Consider the following 23,016-nt stretch of genomic DNA (forward strand, 5'->3'; position numbering starts at 1 on the left):
GCATCGAACCCGGGATCGGTTCGAAATGCGGCTCGGAATCGAGCAGCCCCGAGGCTCCGCTCGCACGGAGGCGTCGGGTGGTCCTCCTGCCGACGATGGCCACGGGGGCCCGGGTTATGTTTTTCTTCTGGTTCGTACTCAACACCGCACCCTCGAACGCCACGGGGACGACAGGAGAAGCGCAGAAAAACGCGAAGGTTCGGACTCGGTTCCGCGATGGTGGCGGGCAATCCCCGCGGATGCTAGAGCCCGCACCATGCTCGAAGGCCTTCATCCCAACCGCCCCACCCATGTGCTGCGCCTCCTCACGGACGAGCGGTCGGCGCGCGCCATGACCGACATCCTCGGCGAAATGTTCGATCCGACGGAGACGGCGGTGGCCGCCTTCGAGGCGGAGGACGGCAAGACCTGGCGGCTGGAGGCCTATTTCGCCGACGCACCGGATGAGGAAATGGTCCGCGACCTGATCCGCCCCCTGGTCGGCGAGCAGGCCGATGCGGCTGCATTCGAGACCATCGACCAGCAGGATTGGGTCCGCGCCTCCCTGGAGGGGTTGAATCCCGTCCGCGCCGGGCGGTTCCTCGTCCACGGCGCGCATGACCGCCACACTGTGCGGCCCAACGATCTGGCCATCGAGATCGAGGCGGCCCTCGCCTTCGGCACAGGCCACCACGGCACGACGCTGGGCTGCCTCAAGGCGCTGGCCGGCATCCTCAAGCAGGGCCGTCCCGCGCATGTGCTCGATGTGGGCACCGGCACCGGCATCCTCGCCTTCGCGGCGGCCAAAGCCCTGCATCAGCCGGTCCATGCCGGCGACCTCGACCCCGAGGCGGTCTCCACCGCCAAGGGCAATGCCCGTTTGAACGGTCTCGGCGGTCTCGTCCGGCTCTATGTCGGACCCGGCGTGCGCCATGCGAGCGCGAACCGGAGCCGGCGCTTCGACGTAGTCTTCGCCAACATCCTCGCTCGGCCCCTGAAGCGCCTCGCGCCGACCCTCACGGCGACGGTGGCGGATCACGGCGTGCTCATCCTCTCGGGGCTGATCGAACGCGACGTGCCCGGCGTCCTCTCCACCTATCGCCATCGCGGCTTCCACCTCGCCCGGCATGGCTTGATTGAGGGCTGGGCGACGCTGGTGCTCAAGCGCGGCGGAGCGGCACCGCGCCCGCTCTGAGGGCGGTTGCCGCCTCGTCCGGCGGCGCGTAACTCTCGATGCCATGAGCCGCGCCCGCTTCCAGACCTTCGACGATCCGAGCCACCGGGAGGGCGCGACGCGCATCGCCGCCCTGAGGGAGGCAATGCGGCGGGCGGGGATCGACGGGTTCGTGGTGCCCCGCGCCGACGAGCATCAATCGGAATACGTGCCCGCGAATGCCGAGCGCCTCGCCTGGCTCACAGGCTTCACCGGCTCGGCCGGCACCGCCGTGATTCTCGCCGATGAGGCGGCCCTGGTGGTGGACGGGCGCTACACGCTCCAGGCTCCGGCACAGGTGGACACCACGATCCTCACCCCGGTTCAGCTCGCAGAGACCAGTGTCGAGGCCTGGATCGGCGAGCACCTTAGGCAGGGCGCCGTGCTCGGCTACGATCCCTGGCTCCACACCGCCGAGGGCGTCGCCAAATTGGAGAAGGCGGCGGCCAAGGCCGGGGCCAGCATCTCACCGGTTGCGGAGAACCCCGTCGATGCGGTCTGGGCCGACAGGCCCGCCGCCCCCGCAGGCGCGGTGGTGGCGCATCCCCTCGAACTCGCCGGAGACTCCGTCGAGGCCAAGCTCCGCCGCATCCGCGAGGCGCTCGGGCGCGGCGGCTGCGACGCCCTGGTGATCTCCGATCCGCATAATCTCGCCTGGGCGTTCAACCTGCGCGGCAGCGACGTGGCGCATACGCCCCTGGCGCTGGGCTATGCCGTCGTCCCCCGGACCGGGCGTGCCGCCCTGTATCTCACCTCGTCGGCCATCGATCCCGCCTTGCGGGAGGCGCTCTCGCCCTCCGCGGACATCGCCGGGCGGGCGGATTTCGACGCCGCCCTCGCCGCTCTCGCTGCCGGAGCGTCCAGGATCAGGCTCGATTCCGCCACCGGCGCGTCGGCCCTGGCGACACTGGTGGAACAGGCCGGGGGCCGGGTCGATCCCGGCCCGGATCCGATCACGCTGATGAAGGCGGTGAAGAATGCGGGCGAGATCGCCGGATCGCGCGCGGCCCATCATCGCGACGGGATCGCAGTCACCCGCTTTCTCGCCTGGCTCTCGCGGCAGGCGCCGGGCGGCCTCCTCACCGAGATCGCCGCCGTGGAGGCGCTGGAGGATCTTCGCGGCGAGACCGGCCTGTTGCGGGACATCTCCTTCCCGACCATCTCGGGCAGCGGCCCCAACGGCGCCATCGTGCATTACCGCGTCACCCGCGACACAGACCGGACGGTCGGCGAGGGCGAACTCTTCCTCGTCGATTCGGGCGCGCAATATGCGGACGGGACCACCGACATTACCCGCACCGTCGCGATCGGCACGCCGACGGAGGAGATGCGCGACCGCTTCACGCGCGTGCTCAAGGGCCATGTCGCCATCGCGCGGGCCATGTTCCCGAAGGGCACCACCGGCGCGCAGATCGATTCCTTCGCCCGCGCGCCGCTCTGGCAGGCGGGGCTCGATTTCGATCACGGCACCGGCCACGGCGTCGGCGCATTCCTCTCCGTCCATGAAGGCCCGCAGCGCATCGCCAAGACCGGCACCACCGCCCTCTCGCCCGGTATGATCCTTTCCAACGAGCCGGGCTATTACCGGGCCGGCGCCTACGGCATCCGCATCGAGAACCTCGTCCTCGTGGAGGAGCGCGCGATCCCCGGCGGGGACCGGCCGATGCTCGGCTTCGAGACCCTGACGCTCGCCCCCTACGATGCCAGCCTCATCGACCTCTCGCTGCTGGACGAGGCCGAGATCGCCTGGATCGATTCGTATCACGCGCGGGTGCGGCAGGCCCTGAGCGCCGATCTCGACGGGGAGACGCGGGCGTGGCTCGAGGCGGTGACGCAGCCGTTGCGTCGGATGAAGGACGCAGACGCGTGATCCTTCAGGAGAGCCAAGCCAAAGGCCCCTTGGGATGAAGGCCTTTTATGGCCCTCTTGTCGCACTTTACGGAGGCCCCTTCGTCCTCGCTCTCTTGCTGCGCCGATGGAGGCACCTCGGGTTGGCGGCATTCGCGGGCCAGCTCGTCACGTCGTTTGCGGTGAACAGCCTCCACAGCAGCAATGGCGCAGGTGGGCCGTTGGGTTTCGCGATCCTGATGGTCGGAGTCATCGGCCTCTATACGGGTCTGGCGACGCGGGCGATCAGCTTCCGCCTCGCTCCGCCATCTTCCGCGCCTGTCCGATTCGGCGTCCTCGCCGCCTTCGGCTTTAGCCTTTGGCCCCTCATCATCGCGATGTTCGCATTCGTGAAAAGTCGCGGGTAAGTCAGAAACTGGCAGTTTTGGTTTCTCCATTGCGACCTCGCGGTCCCCGTCCACATCGAGAGCATGATGGGGATGGTTGGCAAGGCCTTACGATCGACTGCGGATCGATCCGAGATGGGTGCCGCAGCGGCCGTGTCATGCCGAAGGTGGAGAGGATGCCCACACAGGAACACACGACATGACCGCCCAGACGGACCTCCACGTGGTCGTCATCGGGTCCGGCGCGGTCGGGACGGTGAGCGCCATCGAATGCCTGCGGGCGGGCCACCGGGTCACCGTGGTCGATCCCGGCTCTCCCGGTGGCGAGCAGGCGTCGAGCTATGGCAATGCCGGCTGGCTCTCGTCGCATTCGGTCATCCCGCCGGCGGAGCCCGGCATGTGGAAGCGGGTGCCCTCCTTCCTCCTCGATCCGCTCGGTCCGCTCTCGATCCGCTGGGCCTACCTGCCGAAGGTCCTGCCCTGGCTCACGCGGTTTCTGCTCGCCGCCGCCACCACGGCCCGGATCGAGCGCACCGCCCGCGCCATGCGGACACTCCTCCTCGATGCACCGAAGCTCCACGCGACGCTCGCCGAGGAGGCGGGCGTCCCGCAACTCGTCGAGCGGCGCGGCGTGCTGCACGTCTATCCCGACCGGGCGGCGTTCGAGCGCGAGGCCCGGTCCTGGGCCATCAGGCGCAGGGTCGGCGTCACCTGGCTCGAACTCTCGGCCGATGAGTTGCGGCAGCGGGAGCCGAGCTTGCATCGGCGCTACACATTCGGCCTCGTGGTCGAGGAGGCCGGCCATTGCCGCGATCCCGGCGGCTACGTTGCCGCCCTGTCCGAACTGGCACAGGCGCGCGGCGCCACCCTGGTCGTCACCCGCGTGACGGGATTCCGACTGGAAGGCGGGCGCCTCGCCGCCGTGACGACGGAACAGGGCGAAATCCCCTGCGACCGCGCCGTCGTCGCGGCCGGCGCCCGATCGAAGCCCCTCGCCGCGTCCCTCGGCGATCCGCTGCCTCTGGAGAGCGAGCGCGGCTACCACGTCATGGTGGAGGGCGCAGAGGCGGGGCCGCGCACCCCGGTCATGGCCTCGGACGCCAAGATGATCGTGAACTTCATGAATGGCGGCCTGCGTGCGGCCGGTCAGGTGGAGTTCGCGGGGCTGGCGGCGGCTCCGAACTGGAAGCGCGCCGAGATCCTGCACGATCACCTGATCTCGATGTTTCCCGGATTGCCGAACCCGATACCGGCCGACCGCCTGAAGGTCTGGCTCGGCCATCGCCCGAGCATGCCGGATGGACGGCCCTGCATCGGTCCGGCGCGCAAGACCGCGGATGTCGTCTACGCCTTCGGCCATGGCCATGTGGGCCTCGTCGGTTCGGCGCGGACCGGGCGACTCGTAGCCCAGCTCGTCGGCGGCGAGACACCGGAAATACCCCTCGCGCCCTTCGACCCCCGACGCTTCCTGTGAACCTCGCCGGCTCGCGTGGGGCACCCCATCTCGACGATTCCGTCGCGGGCAATTGCGTGCCGCCGGTTTTACCCCGGCACCAAACGGCCATATCTAGGCGTCAGGGTGTCATGTCCGGTGCCCCACTCCTCCGCCTCAAGGTTTCGATGATCCGGCCCCTCGCCCTCCTGCTCCTCGCGCTGATCGGTGCCTCGGGTGCCTCGGCGCAGGGGCTCAAGCCGCCGGCCGATCTCGTCAAGGCGAACCTCGTTGCCGAGCCGGGGGCGATCCGGGCCGGGGAACCCTTCACCATCGGCATCCGCATGGTGATGCGCCCGCTTTGGCACGTGTACTGGCGCAATCCGGGCGATTCCGGCCTGTCGCCGGAGGTGGCGTGGTCGCTACCACAGGGCTTCACGGCGGGCGCGATCCAGTGGCCGACGCCGAGCCGGATCCCGGTGGCGCATCTGGTGAATTTCGGTTTCGAGGGCGAGACGGTGCTGCTGGCCGAGGTCACCCCGCCGGCGGTGCTGCCACCCGGCAAGCCCGTGACACTGACGGCCAAGCTCACCTACCTCGTCTGCGAGCGCGAATGCATTCCGGGTTCCACCGATCTGAAGCTGAGCGTGCCGGTGGCCGCTCCGGGCACCAGCACCGGGAGCTCGGCCGCCAACATCCAGCTGTTCGAGGATGCCCGCGCGGCCCTCCCCGTTCCCTCGCCCTGGCCGGTGAGACTCACGAGCGAGGGCGACAGGCTGGTCCTCACCGCCGACGCGCCCGGCCTGAAACCCGACGCGATCCGCCAACCGGCCTTCTTCCCCTATTCCGAGACGGCGATCGAGAACGCCGCTCCACAGACCCTGACCATCGACGACAAGGGCTTCAGTTTGAGCCTCGCGCGGGCGACACCGGGCGAGCCCGCCCCCACCGCGCTTCCCGGCGTCCTCACCTTCGACGAGCAGACCGCCGATGGCACGGTCCAGCGCTCCTATGCCATCGGCGACGCGCCAGCTGCCGATCCCGCCGGGGTGATCCCCACGGCATCGGACTCCCCGTCGCGATACACTTCGCCGGAGGAGAGCCTGACCCTGTGGAGCGCGGCCGGCCTCGCCTTCCTCGGCGGGCTCGTCCTCAATCTGATGCCCTGCGTCTTCCCCGTGCTGTCGATCAAGGTGCTGAGCCTCGTCAAGCATTCGGGCGAGCCGGCCGCCCGCGTGCGCCTTCACGGCCTCGCCTACACCGGCGGCGTCCTCGCCGCCTTCCTCTCCCTGGCGGGGCTGCTCATCGCCCTCAAGGGCGCGGGCGCCGGGATCGGCTGGGGCTTCCAGCTCCAATCGCCCCTCGTGGTGGCGGGCCTCGCCTACCTGCTCTTTGCCATGGGCCTCAGCCTCTCCGGCGTGGTCCATCTGGGCGGGGGAATAACCGGACTCGGCGATGGGCTGACCCGGCGGGCGGGGCTCGAAGGCTCGTTCTTCACCGGCATCCTGGCGACGGTGGTGGCCACCCCCTGCACCGCCCCCTTCATGGGCTCTGCGGTGGGGTTCGCCTTGACGCAGGCACCGCTGGTGAGCCTCACGGTGTTCGCGAGCCTCGGCCTCGGCCTCGCTTTGCCCTTCCTCGTCCTCACTACATGGCCGGCGGCTGTACGGCGCCTGCCACGTCCGGGCGCCTGGATGGAGACGCTGAAGGGGGCGCTCGCCTTCCCGATCTACGCCACCGTGGCCTGGCTCGTCTGGGTGCTGTCTCAGCAAGTCGGCTCGGCCGGCCTTCTGGCCGCGCTCATCGGCCTCGTTCTCGTAGGCCTCGCTGCCTGGGCCTGGGAGCGGGCCCGCCACGCGGGCGGCATCGGCGCCGGGCTCGCCCGCCTGACCTCCGTCGCGGCCCTGGCGGCGACCCTCGCGCTGACCTTCGGCCTCGACCAGGATCGGGCCTCGGCGGATATGAGGAATACGACGGCCGAGGGCATCACCCCCTTCACCCAGGCCCGCCTCGATTCCCTGGTGGCGGAAGGCAAGCCGGTCTTCGTCAACATGACGGCGGCGTGGTGCATCACCTGTCAGGTCAACGAACGCACGGCGCTCCGCACGCAGAGTGTGGAGGCCGCGTTCAAGGCGCGGGACGTGACCTATCTCAAGGGTGACTGGACCAACCAGAACCCCGAGATCACCGCCCTGCTGGAGAAGCATGGCCGCAGCGGCGTGCCGCTCTACCTGCTCTATACCGGCACGGGCGAGCCCATCGTGCTGCCGCAGATCCTCACGTCGGGTATCGTCCTCGACGAGCTTTCCAAGATCCCGGCGAATGCCGCCGACCGGCGCGCCACCCTCGAGACTACGAAAAGGTGAGAGCCATGGCCCTGCCCCGCCGGACGATTCTCGCAACCGCGTTCGCCGCCGGGCTCGTCGGACTCTTGCCCATCGGCGAGGCGGTAGCGGCGGGGCCGCAGGTGGGCAAACCCGCTCCGCTCTTCACCGGTACGGATGCCGATGGCCGCACCGTCCGGCTGGAGGATTACAGGGGCAAGACGGTTGTCCTCGAATGGACCAACCACGATTGCCCCTTCGTGATGAAGCATTACGGCGGACAGGCGATGCAGGCTTTGCAGAGGAAGTGGACCGAGGCCGGCATCGTCTGGCTGTCGGTCATCTCCTCCGCTCCCGGCGAGCAGGGCGCGGTGGACGGACAGGCCGCCAACCGCCTGACCCAGACCCGGGGGGCCGCCCCCACCGCCGTGATCCTCGATCCCGCCGGCACGATCGGCCGCGCCTACGACGCCAAAACGACGCCTCACATGTTTATCGTCTCGGGTGACGGCACCCTGCTTTATCAGGGCGGCATCGACGACAAGCCTTCCGCCAATCTCGACGACCTCAAGACCGCGAAGAATTACGTGGACCTCGCCCTCACCGAGATCGCCGCCGGCAAAGCGGTGAGCGTGAGAACCGCGAAGCCCTATGGCTGCACGGTGAAATACGCCTCGTAGGGACGCCGCCCCGTCAAGAGAAATCTTCGGTGACGATCCGAGCCCAGGTCTCGCCGGCGATACCGCCGAGAAACACGTTGCCGCCGCGAAGCGTCGCCGCCACCTCCGGATCTCGCGTCCAGGCGATGGTTCCCATGACGTGGTGATAGAAGAGCCCCTTCTGGCGGAAGAGCCCTTTCATCAGGGCGGGTGAAGTCGCCCCGCGTACGGCCACGGCCCCGAATTCAGCCGCATCGACGAACATCTGGCCGACGACGAGTTCCTCGCGGTTGGGAAGGGCCAATATCTGAAGCGCGTAGGCAACGCCGTCCCAGCGGGCGTAGAGGAGATACAACCCGATCCGGCGGCCGGTCCGGTCCACCACCTCGCGGATCTGGAGGGGGCCATACTTGGTCTGGAGACCGGCCTGTTCGACGAACCAGCCGAGTTCGGCCGGGTCTGGCTTTAGATCGTAGTGAGCGAGGAAGGGACGGGCAGCCTCCGCGAAATCGGCGGCGGCGATGGCGCGCGAGACGATACCGTCGAGGCGTGGGAAGCCGGAGGGCAGGAATCGCTGGAGCACGCTATCCACCGCGCGCGAGAGCGGGCCGATCCAACGTGCGAGCCGGGGCAGGCGCTTGCCGAGGAAATACGCCGCCGTCCCCGTGGGCCGGTGGATCTTGACCCATTCGAGGCTCTGCGCCGGCAGGATCACGAAGCGGGTGGCACGGGCGATATCGAGGGACGTGCGGTTGGCGGTGTCGGTGAAAAGGAGGTCGAAATCGCGGGCGGTGATGCCCCGGATGAGGCTGACGCCGATGCCTGGGTTGTTGTCGGGATCGGCGGCCATGTAGGCGCTGAGGATGCCGGCACGCAGGGTCCGCTCCCCGACGACCATGGTCATGGCAATGACGCCCATGAAGCCGTCCAATACCCCGTTCCGGTCCAGGTGGACGATGGATCCGGTGCCTTCGGTATAGCCCGGCGAATGGAAATAGGTCGCCTCCAGGCAGGCGGCGAGCTTGGTTGCCCGATAGCTCCTGCCCAGGCGGAAGGTCTGCGAAAACAAGTGGCAGACCTGCGGAATATCGCTCCTCTGGAACGCCCTGATCGATCCGCGCGAAGACGAAGACACGATGTTTTGAACGTCAGCCTGGTATTGAGCTTGGCCTGCCGGGTCCTGTTCAAGGCTAATTTGGTTCATGCTGACACAACCCGATGACGCTCGATCCCCGACCGTAATTATTCGGCCCAGATATTAGTAATTCGACAAGGCAGCACTTCGCATGCGGCATATCTGGGGCATCGCTATCACCCCCTTCGGCCGTCTACAGACGATGCGAAGGACGCCTTCTTCCAAGCCTATGGCCGAACCCTCATGACAGAATCTGCCGCCCCGCGCTGGTCCGTCTTCCGCAACGGCGATTTCCGGCTGTACGGCGTCGCGCGGTTCCTCACCGGCCTCGCCTACCAGATGCAGGCCGTGGCGGTGGGATGGTTCGTCTACGACCTGACCCGCTCGGCCCTCGCCCTCGGCCTCGTGGGGCTCGCGAGCTTCCTCCCGGCGATGCTCTCGGCCCTGATCACCGGGCACGTGGCCGATACCTACGACCGGCGTCTGGTGACGGCGGTCGCCTATGCGACCCTGGCCGCGGCCGATCTCGGGCTCGTCGGCCTCGCCTTGTCCGGCACCGGTTCGATCTGGCCCATCTATGCCCTCGTCGTCGTCATCGGCACGTCGCGCGCCTTCGCCAACCCAGCGCTCCAGGCGCTTCTTCCGACCCTGGTGCCGCGCCCCCTGTTCGGATCGGCCATCGCGTGGAACGCCTCGCTCTGGCAGAGCGCATCGATTCTCGGCCCGGCCGCCGGCGGATTTCTCTATATGCTGGGGCCCGCCGCCGTGTTCGGGGCAGCGGCGGCGAGCTTCGCCCTGGCGAGCGCCCTCGTGGTCGCGATCCGCTTCCGCCCCGCTGCCGTGACGGAGCGCCCGCCCGTCACCTGGGCCACCCTCTCGGCCGGCCTGTCCTACATCCGGTCGCAGCCGGTAGTGCTCGGCGCGATCAGCCTCGATCTCGTGGCCGTGCTGTTGGGAGGCGCCACCGCCCTGCTGCCGATCTTCGCCGCCGAGATCCTCCATGTCGGCCCCCTCGGGCTCGGCGCCCTGCGAAGCATGCCCGCGGCGGGAGCCGTGGTCACCGCCATCCTCCTCGCCTATCGCCCCCTCGAACGCCATGCCGGCAAGAGGATGCTCCAGGCGGTGGCAGTGTTCGGCCTCGCCATCACGGCGTTCGGCCTGTCCACCTCGCTGCCGCTCTCCATGGCCTGCCTGTTCGTCACGGGGGCGGCCGACATGATCAGCGTCTACGTGCGCCAGACCTTCGTCCAGGGCGAGACGCCCGATGCCATGCGCGGACGGGTCTCGGCGGTGAACACGGTGTTCATCGGCGCCTCCAACGAACTCGGCGAGTTCGAATCCGGTACACTCGCCGCCCTCGTCGGTGCGGTGCCCGCCGTGGTGGCGGGCGGGCTCGCGACGATCCTCGTGGCGGTGCTGTGGGGCCGCCTGTTCCCGGCGCTTAAGGCGCGGGACAGGCTGCTGGCGGGGGAGTGATCGAGAGCGCCGCAGCCCCGCGGCTCGTATCCCCGCCACATCCTACGATGGAGTTATCCCTTTCCCGTCATGCAAACGCTCGGTGAGGGATAAAGCCTTTCGACGGAAGCACTTGGTCTTGGTGGGAATGCCGGTCGACATCGTCACCAGCCTTTCCCCTACTTCCCCGCCAGCAGCGGCGACCAGGTTGGGTCGGAGGCGTAGGACGGCGTCGGGACGGGCTGCTCCACCTTGCCGGTGATATCGACCATGTAGAGCTTGCCGCCGCCCTGGCCGCCGGGATCGCGAAAGAACAACACGTACTGGCCGTTCGGCGCGAAGGTCGGCCCTTCGTTGTGGAAGCCTTCCGTGAGCACGCGCTCGCCCGAACCATCCGGCTTCATCACGCAGATGGCGAAACCGCCCTTGCGCTGGCGCGTGAAGGCGATGAGATCACCCTTGGGCGACCAGGCCGGCTGCGAGGCCGATCCTTCGCCGAAGGAGATGCGGGTCGGGTTCGAGCCGTCGGCCCCCATCACGTAGACCTGCTGCGAGCCGCCGCGATCGGATTCGAACACGATCTTGCTGCCGTCGGGAGAATAGGTCGGCGAGGTGTCGATGGCGTTGCCGTTGGTGATCGGCGTCTGCGCCTTCGAGCCGAGATCCATCTTGACGATGTCGGCGTTGCCCCCCTGCTGCACGCTCATGACGAGGTGGTGACCGTCCGGCGCGAAGCGCGGGCTGGTGCTCATGGAATCCATCCGGCCGATGGCCTGCCGGGCACCGGTCTCCAGGTTGATCACCTGGACGCGCGGCTGCTGGCCGGTGGCCTGGGTCATGAATGCGATGTCCTGCGTCGAGGGTGAGTAGCGCGGGGCCACCACGGCGGATTCGCCGTTGGTCAGCGCACGGACATTGGCGCCGTCCTGGTCCATCACCATCAAGCGCTTGCGGCGGTTCTCCTTCGATCCCGATTCGTCGACGAAGGCGATGCGGCTGTCGAACCAGCCGCCGAGACCAGTGATCTTGGTGTAGACCACGTCCGAGATGAGGTGCCCGGTGCGGCGTGCATTGGCGACGTCCGCGCCATACTGCTGACCGGTGAGTTGCTGGCCGGAGGTGACGTCCCAGAGCCGGAACTCGACCTTGAGCTTGCCCGAAGGATCACGCCCGACCCGGCCGGTGATGAGGGCCTGAGCGCCGGCGGCACGCCACTTGTCGAAGCCCGGCACCGCATCGAAGCCGGGATTCTCAGGGAACTTCCCTTTCTCCAGGGGCACGAAATAGCCGGACCGCCTCAGGTTGTTCGTGACCACGCTCGACACCAGCAGGCCGAGACTCGGATCGCCGGAGAAATCGGCCACCGCGATGGGCATCGGCTGGAACGAACCGCCGCCGATCCGCAGGTTCAGCTGCGCCTGTGCGGGCATGGCGAAGGCGAGCACGAGGGCCAGCACCGCGAGGAGCGACGCCAGGGGCGAGGCGAGCCGCCGGTGGAGAATGTCGGTCATGAGGAGATTCCGAAAACCTTGAACAGGGATTCTGGGAGCGTCGGTTCTTCCTATCCTCGACCTCATCCTGAGGTGTCCGCGTCAGCGGGCCTCGAAGGAGACTTCCAGACAGCACGAGGGCCCTGGAAGCCTCCTTCGAGGCCTTCGCTCACGCTTCGGCACCTCAGGATGAGGGAGAGGGATTGGACGAATCCGAAGGAAGGATCACCGACCTGTATCACACCCGCGAGAACTCGAATTCCGCGTTGATCGCCTTCCAGTCGTCATAGTACGGCGCGAACTGGGGCGGGATCTTGTAGGGCGCGCAGCGCTTCACGGCACGAAGCGCAGCCTCGGCGAGGGAGCGGTCTACGGCATTGGCGCCGCCGCGCATGATCCGCGGCTCGGTGCTCAGCGAACCGTTGGCCGAGAGGCGGATATCGAGCATCGGCAGCACCACGCCCTGCGAGGCACCGGGGGGCGCCGAGTAGCAGCGCTCGATCTGCTGGGTCAGCATCCCGATCAGCGAATCGCGCATGGAGGGCGAGAGGCGCTGTGAGGTGCCGCTGGCGGCTCCCAGCGAGGCCGTGCGCTGGACCTCGTGGCCGGTAGCTCCGGTGGATTGCGAAGGCGCCCGCGAGGCGAGCAGCTGCTTGATGTCGCCGGAATTGAACTTGTCGGCGAGCTCGGCCTGCTTCTTCGCCTTGGCCTCCGCATCGGCCTTGGCGCGCGCATCCGCCACGGCTTTCGCCTTGGCCTTGGCTGCTGCATCCGCCCTGGCCTTCGCCTCGGCCTGGGCCTTGGCATCCGCAGCGGCTTTGGCTTCAGCAACGGCCTGCTGGCGGTCGGCCTCGGCCTTCGCCTTCGCTTCGGCCTTGGCTTCCGCCTCCGCCTCGGCCTTCTCCGCCTTGGCGAGCGCTTCGGCCTTGGTCTTCGCATCGGCCCGCGCCTTCGCCTCGGCCAGAGCTTTAGCTTCCGCCTGGGCCTTGGCTTCCGCCAGGGCCTTGGCCTTCTCCGCCTTGGCGGCCTCCGCCTTGGCGATGGCCTCGGCCTCCTGGCGCTCGATGAGTTCGGCCAGCTTCTCGCGCTTCTCGGCCTCGACCTTGGCGGCCTTCACCGCTTCGGCCTTGGCTTCAGCCTTGGCAGCCTCCGCCTTGGCGGCGGCTTTCGCTTCAGCTTTGGCTTCGGCAGCGGCCTTGGCTTCCGCCGCTTTGGCGGCTTCGGCCTTGGCGGCCTCCTTGGCGAGCTTCGCCGCTTCGGCCTTGGCGGCGGCCTCCGCCGCTTCCTTCTCGGATTCGTGGTCTGGCATGCGCAGGGGCATCTCCTCGGCGCTGGCGACCTTCATGTCGGCCGGGCGTTTCGGCGGCGCGGGCGCATCGACCTTGGCATTCTCTGGCTCGCGCTCCTCGACCTTCTCCGCGACCTTGTCGGCGCGGGGCTTGGCGTCGGGCATCGGCTTGTCGGCGTTCTTCTCGCCCTTGGTCAGTTCCGAGAATTGCTGCTCGGTCATCACCTCCACCGGCACGCCTTCCTGCGCGTCGGGCAGGGCCGGGGCGGCGACAGACATCAGCGCCACGGTGAGCACGGCGACATGGACGCCGCTGGAGATCCAGACGCCCGGTTCGCGCAGTTTGGAGGAAAGCTTCACGATCCGCCGCGCCCGTTACTTCTGGTCCGGCTCGGTGACGAGGGCGACCTTCTTGAAGCCGCCTCCGGTCACGATCGCCATCACCTGGGCCACGCGGCCGTAATCCACCCGCTTGTCGCCGCGCACGAAGACGCGCTCCTCGAAGCCGGACTTGGAGGTCTCCACCAGCTTCGGCACGATGGTGTCATCGGTGAGCTCGGCCTCGCCGAGGAAGACCTGTCCGGTCTGGCGGATCGACAGGGTCACGGGCGTGCTGTCCGAATTGAGGGGGCTCGCCTTGGATTGCGGCAGGTCGAGGGGCACGCCCACCGTCATCATCGGCGCGGCCACCATGAACACGATCAGCAGCACGAGCACGACGTCGATGAACGGCGTCATGTTGATCTCGTTGATGGCACCGCCGCGCCGCGCGCGACGCCGCCTGCTGCCACCCTGCGCCGCTCCGTGGGCCATGCCCATGATCGTGCCTCGATGCTTCTAAGAATGCGGGATCAGGCGGCGAGCGACAGGCGCTCGTCGATCTGACGCGAGAGGATGGCGGAGAACTCGTCGGCGAAGCCCTCGAGCCGCGACTGGGCCTTCGACACGTTCGACTGCAGCTTGTTGTAGGCGAGCACCGCGGGGATGGCCGCGAACAGACCGATGGCGGTGGCGAACAGGGCCTCGGCGATGCCGGGTGCGACCACGGCCAGGGAGGTGTTCTTCGACGCCGCGATGGCGGTGAAGGATGTCATGATGCCCCAGACCGTGCCGAACAGGCCGACATAGGGGCCGGCCGAACCGATGGAGGCGAGGAACAGCAGGCGCGACTCGAGGCGCTCGACCTCGCGCTGGATCGTCACGTCGAGCACTTTGTCGATGCGCTGGGACAGGCTCTGGATCTGCCGGCCGGAGCCCTCGAACGATCGCTTCCATTCGCGCATGGCGGCCACGAACAGGGCGCCGAGATTGGTGGCGGGCCGGTCGTTGAACGAGCGGTAGAGCTCCTCCAGGGAGCGGCCGGACCAGAACGCCTCCTCGAACGCATCCATCTCGGTCTTGGTGCGGCGGAACAGCAGGGTCTTGTCGACGATGATGGCCCAGCACCAGACGGAGCAGCCGAGCAGGCCCACCATCACCAGCTTCACCACGAAATGAGCGTGCCAGAACAGGTTGAACAAGCTCATGTCCGGCGGCGGCAGCGCCTGCATGGCATCGGCGGGATTCATGCGTTCGTCCTCGTCCCGGGTCGACCGGGAGGTCGACTCCCGCGCTCCACCTGACCCGGGCGGTATGTTCCCCAGATCGCTGGTGAATCTGTCGAAAGTATGGGGTGCATCGCAAAATGCACGCCGCACCTTCCTCGGCCGTCAAGGTTAATGAACCATGAGGAAGTGTCGGATTCTCTCCTGCCGGACGTCTCACTGTCCTCGACGCATCGCTTTGCCGACCGAAAGCCGGGCCGGCCCCGCCGGGGCCTAAAGCGACGGAGTCGCGAAACGCTGCGCCATGGCCCGGCGGAGGCTGTCCGGAAGACGAACCGCGCGGCCATCGCGCACCGCCGCCACGGTGACCTCGGCCTTGAGCAGGACCTCGTCGCCGCGCCGCACTTCTTGGATCATCGGCATCGAAGCGCCGCGCAGTTCGACGACGGTGGTCATGATGGCGAGCATGTCGTCCATCCGCGCCGGCTTCAGGAAGTCCAGCACCATGCGCCGCACCACGAAGATCAACCCGGCATCGCGCGCGAGGTCGACCTGCTCCATGGCGAGGGCGCGAAGCAGCTCGGTGCGGCCGCGCTCCATGTAGCGCAAATAATTGGCGTGATAGACGAAACCTGAGAAATCGGTGTCTTCGTAATAGACGCGGATATCGATGCGATGAGAGGTCATGCGATGGCTTCCGAGGATAGGTCGACCACGACGATCTCGGGGGGAACGCCGAAGCGAACCGGCGCGATGCTGTTGCCGAGGCCGCCGGAGACGACGAGATCCGCCTGCTCGCGGACATGGCCGTAGGCGTAACGGTTGGCGTAACGCGACGGAACCACGGGAGAGTAACCGAACAGCCGCACCTGGCCGCCATGGGTATGGCCGGACAGGGTCAGCGCCACATGGGCCGGAACCTGCAGAAAGATGTCCGGCTCGTGCGCCAGCAGGACCGTCGGCGCGCCCTGCGGCACGGCGGCGAGCGTCTTGTCGAGATCGTCGACCCCGATGCGGGCATGGCCGTGACGCTTGGCGCCCGGCAGCAGGGCGAGTTGGTCGCCGAGTCCCGCGAGCCAGAACCCGCGCCCGTCCTTTTCCAACCGGATGGCCTCGTTCTCGAGGACGCGGATGCCGACCCGCGTCAGGGCCTCCCCGGCGATGGTCGGCCCCGCCCCGCGCGCCTGCGCTGAACGGTCCTCCCACCAATCGTGATTGCCGAGAATGGCACAGGTGCCCAGCGGCGCCCTGAGGCGGCCGAGTTCGGGTGCCCATTCGGCGGCCTCGACATAGCGTGTGACGAAGTTCTGCCCGGTGACGTAGTCGCCGAGGAGCACCGTCAGGTCGCCGCCGAGCGCATGGCGGTCTCGACGATGCCGGCGATGCGGGCGGCACTCATCCACGGCTCGCACGCATGGATGTCGGCCAGCGCCACGATGCGGAGCTTCAGCCCGGCGGGCCAGTGGCCCTTCGGCGTGATGGCGTAGCGCGTCACCGACAGGCGCATGGGCTCGATGCCGACGCCGTAGGCGGCCGTCGCACCTCCTGCCAGTGCCATGCCGCCGAGGCCGGCGAGAACCGTCCGGCGCGTGATCCTCACTGCTTGTGTCTTGGAGGGCAGAGCCTCCTCGCCGATCCGATCGTCAACCGGGTTCATGCCATGGGCTCCGAGGATAGGTCGACCACCACGATCTCTGGCGGAACCCCGAAGCGCACCGGCAGGCCGCTCATGCCTATGCCACCGGAAACCACGAGGTCGGTCTGCTCGCGCACATCGCCATAGGCGTAGCGCCGCCCATACCGGGAGGGGACGACGGGGGCGTAGCCAAGGAGCCGGACCTGTCCGCCATGGGTATGGCCCGAAAGGGTCAGCGCCACATGGGCGGGCACCTGCGGGAAGATGTCCGGCTCATGGGCGAGAAGGATGGAGGGCGCGCCGTCGGGGATCGCCGCGAGGGTGGCCGGCAGGTCGTCGCTGCCCTTCCGGGGGAGACCGAAGCGCCACCATGTGCGCTCGAAGCTCAGTTGATCTCCGAGCCCGGCGAGCCAGACCTCGTGTCCCCTCACCCGCAGAGGCAGGGCCTCGTTCTCGAGCACGCGGATGCCGGCGCGGGTCAGGGCCTCCCCGGCGAAGGTCGGGCCGTGCCCGCGCTCGCAGGCGGCGCGATCGGCCCACCAATCGTGATTGCCGAGGATGGCGTAGGTGCCCAGCGGCGCCTTCAACGCCCCGAGGACGGGTGCCCAATCGGCGGAGTCCGCGATGCCGGCGAGCCGGTCCATGCCATTCACGTAGTCGCCGAGCAGCACGATCACGTCGCCGCCGAGGCCGTTGGCCGCCTCGACGATCCGCCGGATGTGCTGAGGCGTCATGAAGGGATCGCAGGCATGGACGTCGGAGACGGCAACGATCCGCAGGGTCAGGCCGGCCGGCCACGGCGCCATCGGGGTGATCCGGTAGCGCGTGATGGCGAGACGCATCGGCTCGATACCGATTCCGTAGGCGGCCGTACCGCTGCCCGCGAGCGCCACGGCGCCGAGGCCGAGCACGACGGTGCGGCGGGTGATCCGGACCGGGGAGGATGCGGGGTCGGAGCTCATGGGGTGGAGGTCGCCTTTCGGCCGGGTCTATCGCAGAGGACTTGCTGTTCGGAGCGACGTTAGCCCTCCTCTCCCCGCGAGCGGGGAGAGGAGATGTGCACACATCGTCTCACTTCAAACACGCTGCCCGTCCGTCATCGCACTGTCTTTGCAGGGAGCAGAACGCAGACGCCACAGGTTGCCTCAGCCATCGGGATCCGCCGACCCGAACAGCCCGAACTGCGAGGCCGGATCGCGCCGGGGCACGGCAAAACCCATATGCTTGTAGGCGTGCGGGGTCAGCATGCGCCCACGCGGGGTGCGCTGGACGAAGCCCTTCTGGATCAGGAACGGCTCGATGATGTCCTCGATGGCGTCGCGCGGCTCGGAGAGCGCCGCCGCGATGGTCTCGATCCCCACCGGGCCGCCGCCGAAGGAGGTGGCGATCATCGTCAGGTATTTCCGGTCCATCACGTCGAGGCCGGCCGGGTCCACGTCGAGGAGCTGGAGCGCGCGGTCGGCGATAGCGCGCGTGACGGTGGGAGCATCGGCCACGATGGCGAAGTCGCGCACCCGGCGCAGGAGGCGCCCGGCGATGCGGGGCGTGCCCCGCGCCCGTTTGGCGATCTCGTTCGCGCCCTCCGCCGACATGCCGATGCCGAGCACCCGCGCGCCGCGGGAGACGATGAGCTCGAGCTCGTCGACATCGTAGAATTCGAGGCGGATCGGGATGCCGAACCGGTCGCGAAGCGGCGTGGTGAGCAGGCCGGCGCGGGTGGTAGCGCCCACCAGCGTGAATTTCGGCAGCTCGATCTTCACCGAGCGCGCCGCCGGCCCCTCGCCGATGATGAGGTCGAGTTGGTAATCCTCCATGGCCGGATAAAGGATTTCCTCCACCGCCGGGTTGAGGCGGTGGATCTCGTCGATGAAGAGCACGTCGCGCTCTTCCAAGTTGGTGAGCTGCGCCGCGAGGTCGCCGGCCTTGGCGATGACCGGGCCGGAGGTGGAGCGGAAGTTCACCCCGAGTTCGCGGGCCACGATCTGCGCCAGGGTGGTCTTGCCGAGGCCGGGAGGCCCCACGAACAGGACGTGGTCGAGGGCCGAGCCGGTCTTCTTCGCGGACTCGATGAAGATCTGCATGTTCGCGCGCGCCGCGCGCTGCCCGATGAATTCGGGAAGGCTGAGCGGACGGATCGACTGCTCCACGTCGTCCGGCCGCCGCTCCGGCGTCAGGAGCGATTCCGGCAGCGGATGAAGGGTGGGCGATTTCGGCGATCTGGGGAGCTTGCTCACACGGGCTCTCGGTCGGGGCCCGGCACAGGGCCTGCTCCGGTGGATGGGCGTTTCGCCCGATGTCGCACAACGCCGCCCGGCGCGCTACACTGCGCCATCGGCGGCACGCGACCGCCGCAGGGGGTTCGCGATGAGTGACACCTCACAGCAATTCGAGATGATGGCCCTCGACGATTTCGAGGAGCTGCTGGCCGACAAGCCGCGTAACGAGCGCTGGGAGCTGATCGGCGGCCGCGTCGTGCGGATGATGGTCGGAGCCCGCTGGGAGCATGGGCGCATCGTCCAAAACATCGCGACCGGACTTGAGAATGGATTTCGCGCCCGAGGATCTTCCTGTCAGACGTTCACCGAGACGTTCTACATGAAGAGCAAACCGCTCGATGCGGCGATGTTGCCGGATGTCCTCGTCGTCTGCGGCGACCTCGAACCGGGAACGACCTCGGTGGACAACCCAACCATCCTGTTCGAAGTACTGTCTCCGGGGACGGAAGCCCGAGACCGCTTCGAGAAGTGGCACGTCTATCAGCAGCTCGGATCCCTTCAGCACTACGTGCTGGTGGCGCGCGACAGACCGCATATCGAAGTCTTCGACCGGGTCGACGGCGTTTGGAGCGGACTCCGTGTCATCGAGGGACTCGATGCAAATCTCGATCTCGCGGCAATCCAGGCTGTGTTGCCCCTGGGCGACATCTACTATCGGGTGATCGCGCGCTGAGCGCCGGCCGGGCCGGCGCTCAGCTTGGGATCAATCCTTTTCGGGAGCGATCGCTTCCAGGCCGCCGATATGCTTCTGGGCGTAGAGCGCCAGGCCGATCTGAGCGATCAGGGTCTGCTGGGTCTCGAGGAAATCGATATGGCCCTCCTCGTCGGCGGCCAGCTCCTCGAACAGGATCTTCGACACGCGGTCGTTGATCGAATCGCAGTACTGCGCGGCTTCGAGATAGAGCGCGCGGGCCTCGGTCTCGGCCGCGAGATCGGAGGCAATGATCTCTTCGATATTCTGACCGATCCGCAGCGGATCGAGCTCCTGCAGGTTCGGAAACCCGTCGAGGAACAGGATCCGGTCGATGAACCGGTCGGCATGGTTCATCTCTTCGATGGATTCCTTACGCCAGAACTTGGCGAGGTCGATGTAGCCCCAGTCGTTCAGCATGCGGAAGTGGAGCCAGTACTGGCTCACGGCCGTCAGTTCGCTGCGCAGACCTCTGTTGAGGTACTCGACGACCTTCGCATCACCCTTCATAAAACTCACTCCCGTCCGGCTATTTCAAGCTCGAAGGGGAGCGTGGGGCCTCGCACAGGCCCTCAGGCGGCGATCCCCTCCCCCGCAGTTTGGAATTGAACCAAACTACAGCTGCTTGCGCAACCCTTTCCGCACGCATGGCCGGCCTCCGCCACTGCGTCTTGCAGAGCACCCTGCAGAGCCGCCTGCATGATCGAGCGGATCGTCCGGGCGCAGCGACCGCATTTCGGGCTGCAACCGAGACAGGCCTGGACCTGTGCCGGCGTGCGCGGACAATCAGGCCCATCCTTGAGGCAGGCGCGGACGGCGCCGTCGGACAACACGTTACAGGAACAGACGATCATGACAGCTCGCTGGACGGGATGAGAGGCTTCGATCGAGCACGAGAGAATCGTGCGCGAGGCAGATTCCTCGTTTCGTGCATCGACTTGAGCGCCTTTTTAGAACTCTTAAAATCTACTGCATTCTCAATAACTTAACTGGCATGGGATTTTTGCGCAAGGCGCGCGGACCAGCCTGCGACGACGGGGGCCAGTCCCGTGGGCGTGCAACGCCGTCTCTGGGGCGCGGTCTCTCGGGTCGAAGTCGGGCAGGTCACACAGCCGTGGCCATCGGTACAGCGACCGTCCTCACGGCAGCGAATATCCTGGCGGGGACGAACCCGCTCAGAAGACGTGGAACGCGACACCGGCGAGAAAGCTCTTCTCTTCCGTACCCTTCAGGGTCGCCGTTTCGAGATTGCCGAACTTGTTCAGCCAGTACTGGAAGCCGATGAACACATCGACGCGGTCGGGCCGGTCGTAGACGAGCTTGCCGAGGTCGAGCACGAGGTTGGTGCGGGAGACGAATTCGAGCCCCGTCTCCCGGTTGAAGGCGAAGATTGCCGGATTGCGGACACCGCGCCCCTTGGGCAGGACGATGTTGTTGATGCCCGTGACGCTGAGCGGCAGGCCGGTGAAGGCCAGGGGAAAGCTGTAGGCGATCTCGATCTCGGGAACGGTGTCGTAGCTGATGTCCCGGTTCGGATAGGGATTGAAGCCGTTTCGGTTCCACTCCTTGTAGGCGTGGACCGAGGCGCTGAGGAAACCGGCCGGCACGTCGAATGCGAGGTTCAGGCCACCGACGACGTTGCGCTTGCGCGGACCGAAGGCGGTGTCCTTCGTGTTGGCGTCGAACCCGTAGGAGAGGGAGACGTCCTTGACGAGGCCCGGCACTATGAACGCTTTGGTCCCGGTGAGGGCGTTGAGGCTGAGGGTGCCGCGATAGAGGCCGTAGACCTCCGTCGCGCCGTCATCGCGCAGGAGGAACCCGCCCGGCGCGTTGGTGGTGCCGGCGCGTTCCTGCGAGCCGGATTTCAGGATGTCGAGGGAGAGGAGATTGGTGCCGTAGGCCCAGGCATTGGCATGCGAGAGGGTGAAGATCTGCTTGGGGATGCCGCGTGAGCGGAACGACCCGTCCGCGTTCCGCACCCGCACGCCCGGCTCGGCGGCGGGGAACTGGTAGTGGTAGCTCACCTGGGTGTCGGCGAAGAGGAAGAACGGCGAGGGCGTATCCGGAACGGGCGGCGGCGCGCCGGCCGGATCGGCCGCCAGGGCCGGTGCCAGCGCCGCGCATGAGACCAGCGCGGCCGCCAGCGATGTCCAGAAGCCCGTCATGTTCACCCCGGCAGAGCGGTTCCGCCCAGTCGGGGCTCGGATCAGTAGCCGGTTTCACGGATCGTCGGAAGCACGAAAGCCGATCCGCCCGGCGAAGGATGCGGGCTCGCCGCGCTCAGCGAGCGAGTTCGCGGAGCCCGAGGCGGATCAGGGTCTTGGCCTCCGCCCCCTCCCCGGCCCCTTTCATCGCCGCGGCGATGGCGGCGGAGGCCTGGACCGGGGCATAGCCGAGATTGACCAGGGCGGAGATCGCATCGGCGGCGGGTTGCGGCGCGGTGCGATCCTCCACGGCGCCGGACAAGGCGAGCACGGCGGGGTCGATGGGTGCGAAGGCCGGCGCCTTGTCCTTCAGCTCGGCGGTGAGGCGAGCGGCCAGACGCGGACCGACCCCCGGCGCACGGGCGATGGAGGTCTTGTCCCCCATGGCGATGGCGGTGGCGAGGGCCTCCGGCTCCAGCACCGAGAGCAGGCCGAGGGCCACCTTCGAGCCCACCCCCTGTACGGTCTGGAGCAGGCGGAACCACTCGCGCTCCGCATCCGACCGGAAGCCGTAGAGCCGGATCATGTCCTCGCGGACATGGGTCTCGATGGCCAGCGAGGCCGCCTCGCCCGCTTCCGGCATCCGCTGCAGGGTGCGGGCGGAGCAATGCACCACGTAGCCGACGCCCTGTACGTCGAGGATCACGAAATCCTCGCCGTAGGAATCCACCACGCCCTTCAACTTGCCGATCATACGTCATCCCGTCATCACGGACGGGTCTTTACCAGGGACAGGCCCGCCTGTCCGACACGCCACCGAGAGAAAGTGACCGCCCGATGCGCACACCCCTCGCCGCCCTCCTCGTCGTGATGACCGCCGCTGCCGCAAATGCCCAGAGCCCGGCCCAGGATGCCGGCCCCACCACCGACCCGACCCAGGTCCGGGCCGGCAGCTACGTGCTCGACGCGGCCCACGGCAAGATCACCTGGTCGGTCAGCCACCTCGGCTACTCCACCTATTACGGCCAGATCACCGACGTGTCGGGACAGGCCGACCTCGACCCCAAGGATCCGGGCAAGAACCGGCTCACGGTGACCATCGGCATGGGGAGCATCAACGCCCTGAACGAAGCGCTCAACCGCCATCTCCAGGGGCCGGACTTCTTCGACACCCAGAAGTTTCCCACCGCCACCTTCACCGCCACCTTGGTGGAGCCCACGAGCCCAACCACGGCCCGCGTCGCCGGCAGCCTCACCCTGAAGGGCGTGACGAAGCCCGTGGCCTTCGACGCGACCTTCAACCGGGCCGGCCTCAACCCCATCGACAAGCGCTACACCGTGGGCTTCGACGGCTGGGCCGTGATCAAGCGCTCGGATTTCGGCGTCAGCGCCTTCCTCCCCGCGATCGGCGACGACGTGTCCCTGCGGCTGGAGGGCGAATTCAAAGCGCCGTGAGCGGCCGCCTCCCCCGCGCGGGGAGGCGTTTCAGACAGTGCGCCCCCCGCCTCGTCCCGCA

General features: G+C 67.8%; 21 protein-coding genes and 1 pseudogene. 9 read left to right on the top strand and 13 right to left on the bottom strand.

The features are described 5' to 3' along the window. Positions 1–256: 256 nt before the first annotated feature. The 6 genes from ASF26_RS00400 (at position 257) to ASF26_RS00425 (ending at position 7,862) form a co-directional block, all read left to right on the top strand. Complete coding sequence (locus tag ASF26_RS00400; RefSeq protein WP_056247946.1) at positions 257–1,174, top strand: 50S ribosomal protein L11 methyltransferase; 918 nt, start codon at positions 257–259, stop codon at positions 1,172–1,174. A 43-nt stretch (positions 1,175–1,217) separates the two neighbouring features. Continuing rightward, positions 1,218–3,062: an aminopeptidase P family protein gene (locus tag ASF26_RS00405; RefSeq protein WP_056247948.1), complete on the top strand. Its 1,845-nt coding sequence runs from the start codon at positions 1,218–1,220 to the stop codon at positions 3,060–3,062. 121 nt (positions 3,063–3,183) lie between these two features. Next, positions 3,184–3,447, top strand: a complete 264-nt coding sequence (locus tag ASF26_RS00410) for a hypothetical protein (RefSeq protein ID WP_147830911.1) — start codon at positions 3,184–3,186, stop codon at positions 3,445–3,447. Between the two features lie 178 nt (positions 3,448–3,625). Then, positions 3,626–4,900 (top strand): FAD-dependent oxidoreductase, encoded by a 1,275-nt coding sequence (locus tag ASF26_RS00415; RefSeq protein ID WP_056247955.1) that lies wholly within the window; start codon positions 3,626–3,628, stop codon positions 4,898–4,900. Positions 4,901–5,046: 146 nt separating this feature from the next. Further along, positions 5,047–7,224 carry a protein-disulfide reductase DsbD domain-containing protein gene (locus ASF26_RS00420; RefSeq protein ID WP_056249662.1) on the top strand — a complete coding sequence of 726 codons (2,178 nt, stop codon included), beginning with the start codon at positions 5,047–5,049 and terminating at the stop codon, positions 7,222–7,224. Between the two features lie 5 nt (positions 7,225–7,229). Next, a complete protein-coding gene (locus ASF26_RS00425) occupies positions 7,230–7,862 on the top strand; it encodes a redoxin domain-containing protein (protein ID WP_056247958.1) in 633 nt (210 codons plus the stop codon). A gap of 13 nt (positions 7,863–7,875) precedes the next feature. On the opposite strand, the gene ASF26_RS00430 is transcribed toward ASF26_RS00425, so the two are convergent. Then, positions 7,876–8,910 carry a hypothetical protein gene (locus ASF26_RS00430; protein ID WP_244475777.1) on the bottom strand — a complete coding sequence of 345 codons (1,035 nt, stop codon included), beginning with the start codon at positions 8,908–8,910 and terminating at the stop codon, positions 7,876–7,878. A 309-nt stretch (positions 8,911–9,219) separates the two neighbouring features. On the opposite strand from ASF26_RS00430, the gene ASF26_RS00435 reads away from it, so the two are divergent. Then, a complete protein-coding gene (locus ASF26_RS00435; protein WP_056247964.1) occupies positions 9,220–10,452 on the top strand; it encodes an MFS transporter in 1,233 nt (410 codons plus the stop codon). 158 nt (positions 10,453–10,610) lie between these two features. On the opposite strand, the gene tolB is transcribed toward ASF26_RS00435, so the two are convergent. The 8 genes and pseudogenes from tolB to ruvB all read right to left on the bottom strand — a co-directional run bounded on the left by tolB (position 10,611) and on the right by ruvB (position 18,623). Further along, positions 10,611–11,942, bottom strand: coding sequence for a Tol-Pal system beta propeller repeat protein TolB (tolB, locus tag ASF26_RS00440; protein WP_056247966.1), 1,332 nt, complete (start codon positions 11,940–11,942; stop codon positions 10,611–10,613). Between the two features lie 217 nt (positions 11,943–12,159). Beyond that, positions 12,160–13,569 carry a cell envelope integrity protein TolA gene (tolA, locus tag ASF26_RS00445; RefSeq protein WP_056247970.1) on the bottom strand — a complete coding sequence of 470 codons (1,410 nt, stop codon included), beginning with the start codon at positions 13,567–13,569 and terminating at the stop codon, positions 12,160–12,162. A 15-nt stretch (positions 13,570–13,584) separates the two neighbouring features. Continuing rightward, entirely contained in the window at positions 13,585–14,028 is a 444-nt protein-coding gene (locus ASF26_RS00450) for a biopolymer transporter ExbD (protein ID WP_026175616.1), read from the bottom strand. Between the two features lie 32 nt (positions 14,029–14,060). Further along, a complete protein-coding gene (tolQ, locus tag ASF26_RS00455; RefSeq protein ID WP_018041984.1) occupies positions 14,061–14,777 on the bottom strand; it encodes a protein TolQ in 717 nt (238 codons plus the stop codon). A 249-nt stretch (positions 14,778–15,026) separates the two neighbouring features. Further along, a complete protein-coding gene (gene ybgC, locus ASF26_RS00460) occupies positions 15,027–15,440 on the bottom strand; it encodes a tol-pal system-associated acyl-CoA thioesterase (protein WP_018041983.1) in 414 nt (137 codons plus the stop codon). After that, positions 15,437–16,311 (bottom strand): annotated as a pseudogene (locus ASF26_RS00465) (metallophosphoesterase). The gene ybgC and the pseudogene ASF26_RS00465 overlap by 4 nt, the downstream one beginning before the upstream one ends. Positions 16,312–16,406: 95 nt before the next feature. After that, the gene (locus tag ASF26_RS00470) at positions 16,407–17,351 is read right to left on the bottom strand and encodes a metallophosphoesterase (protein WP_056247973.1); all 945 of its coding nucleotides are present in this window, start codon (positions 17,349–17,351) and stop codon (positions 16,407–16,409) included. A 183-nt stretch (positions 17,352–17,534) separates the two neighbouring features. After that, positions 17,535–18,623 (bottom strand): Holliday junction branch migration DNA helicase RuvB, encoded by a 1,089-nt coding sequence (ruvB, locus tag ASF26_RS00475; RefSeq protein WP_187273365.1) that lies wholly within the window; start codon positions 18,621–18,623, stop codon positions 17,535–17,537. 43 nt (positions 18,624–18,666) lie between these two features. Between ruvB and ASF26_RS00480 the strand changes: the two genes are divergently transcribed. Further along, a complete protein-coding gene (locus ASF26_RS00480) occupies positions 18,667–19,338 on the top strand; it encodes a Uma2 family endonuclease (RefSeq protein WP_348271064.1) in 672 nt (223 codons plus the stop codon). 30 nt (positions 19,339–19,368) lie between these two features. Here the strand turns inward: ASF26_RS00480 and bfr are convergent, their stop codons facing one another. The 4 genes from bfr to ruvA all read right to left on the bottom strand — a co-directional run bounded on the left by bfr (position 19,369) and on the right by ruvA (position 22,254). Next, positions 19,369–19,866, bottom strand: a complete 498-nt coding sequence (bfr, locus tag ASF26_RS00485; protein ID WP_018041978.1) for a bacterioferritin — start codon at positions 19,864–19,866, stop codon at positions 19,369–19,371. Between the two features lie 62 nt (positions 19,867–19,928). Then, positions 19,929–20,210, bottom strand: a complete 282-nt coding sequence (locus ASF26_RS23280) for a (2Fe-2S)-binding protein (RefSeq protein WP_082477446.1) — start codon at positions 20,208–20,210, stop codon at positions 19,929–19,931. A gap of 321 nt (positions 20,211–20,531) precedes the next feature. After that, a complete protein-coding gene (locus ASF26_RS00490; RefSeq protein ID WP_156462812.1) occupies positions 20,532–21,521 on the bottom strand; it encodes a hypothetical protein in 990 nt (329 codons plus the stop codon). A 115-nt stretch (positions 21,522–21,636) separates the two neighbouring features. After that, positions 21,637–22,254: a Holliday junction branch migration protein RuvA gene (gene ruvA, locus ASF26_RS00495; protein ID WP_018041976.1), complete on the bottom strand. Its 618-nt coding sequence runs from the start codon at positions 22,252–22,254 to the stop codon at positions 21,637–21,639. A gap of 83 nt (positions 22,255–22,337) precedes the next feature. Between ruvA and ASF26_RS00500 the strand changes: the two genes are divergently transcribed. Continuing rightward, complete coding sequence (locus tag ASF26_RS00500; protein ID WP_056247983.1) at positions 22,338–22,955, top strand: YceI family protein; 618 nt, start codon at positions 22,338–22,340, stop codon at positions 22,953–22,955. Positions 22,956–23,016: the final 61 nt, after the last annotated feature.

It is taken from the genome of Methylobacterium sp. Leaf93 (assembly GCF_001422345.1).
Lineage (GTDB): Bacteria > Pseudomonadota > Alphaproteobacteria > Rhizobiales > Beijerinckiaceae > Methylobacterium > Methylobacterium bullatum.

Excerpts from the sequence above, each read along its gene's own strand:
- ASF26_RS00425 (WP_056247958.1), top strand. The coding sequence starts at position 7,230 with ATGGCCCTGCCCCGCCGGACGATTCTCGCAACCGCGTTCGCCGCCGGG.
- tolB (WP_056247966.1), bottom strand. The coding sequence starts at position 11,942 with ATGACCGACATTCTCCACCGGCGGCTCGCCTCGCCCCTGGCGTCGCTC.
- ASF26_RS00420 (WP_056249662.1), top strand. The coding sequence starts at position 5,047 with ATGATCCGGCCCCTCGCCCTCCTGCTCCTCGCGCTGATCGGTGCCTCG.
- ASF26_RS00400 (WP_056247946.1), top strand. The coding sequence starts at position 257 with ATGCTCGAAGGCCTTCATCCCAACCGCCCCACCCATGTGCTGCGCCTC.
- ASF26_RS00415 (WP_056247955.1), top strand. The coding sequence starts at position 3,626 with ATGACCGCCCAGACGGACCTCCACGTGGTCGTCATCGGGTCCGGCGCG.
- ASF26_RS00450 (WP_026175616.1), bottom strand. The coding sequence starts at position 14,028 with ATGGGCATGGCCCACGGAGCGGCGCAGGGTGGCAGCAGGCGGCGTCGC.
- bfr (WP_018041978.1), bottom strand. The coding sequence starts at position 19,866 with ATGAAGGGTGATGCGAAGGTCGTCGAGTACCTCAACAGAGGTCTGCGC.
- tolQ (WP_018041984.1), bottom strand. The coding sequence starts at position 14,777 with ATGAATCCCGCCGATGCCATGCAGGCGCTGCCGCCGCCGGACATGAGC.
- ASF26_RS00480 (WP_348271064.1), top strand. The coding sequence starts at position 18,667 with ATGGGCGTTTCGCCCGATGTCGCACAACGCCGCCCGGCGCGCTACACT.
- ASF26_RS00490 (WP_156462812.1), bottom strand. The coding sequence starts at position 21,521 with ATGACGGGCTTCTGGACATCGCTGGCGGCCGCGCTGGTCTCATGCGCG.
- ybgC (WP_018041983.1), bottom strand. The coding sequence starts at position 15,440 with ATGACCTCTCATCGCATCGATATCCGCGTCTATTACGAAGACACCGAT.
- ASF26_RS00500 (WP_056247983.1), top strand. The coding sequence starts at position 22,338 with ATGCGCACACCCCTCGCCGCCCTCCTCGTCGTGATGACCGCCGCTGCC.
- ASF26_RS00470 (WP_056247973.1), bottom strand. The coding sequence starts at position 17,351 with ATGAGCTCCGACCCCGCATCCTCCCCGGTCCGGATCACCCGCCGCACC.
- ASF26_RS00435 (WP_056247964.1), top strand. The coding sequence starts at position 9,220 with ATGACAGAATCTGCCGCCCCGCGCTGGTCCGTCTTCCGCAACGGCGAT.
- ASF26_RS23280 (WP_082477446.1), bottom strand. The coding sequence starts at position 20,210 with ATGATCGTCTGTTCCTGTAACGTGTTGTCCGACGGCGCCGTCCGCGCC.
- ASF26_RS00405 (WP_056247948.1), top strand. The coding sequence starts at position 1,218 with ATGAGCCGCGCCCGCTTCCAGACCTTCGACGATCCGAGCCACCGGGAG.
- ruvA (WP_018041976.1), bottom strand. The coding sequence starts at position 22,254 with ATGATCGGCAAGTTGAAGGGCGTGGTGGATTCCTACGGCGAGGATTTC.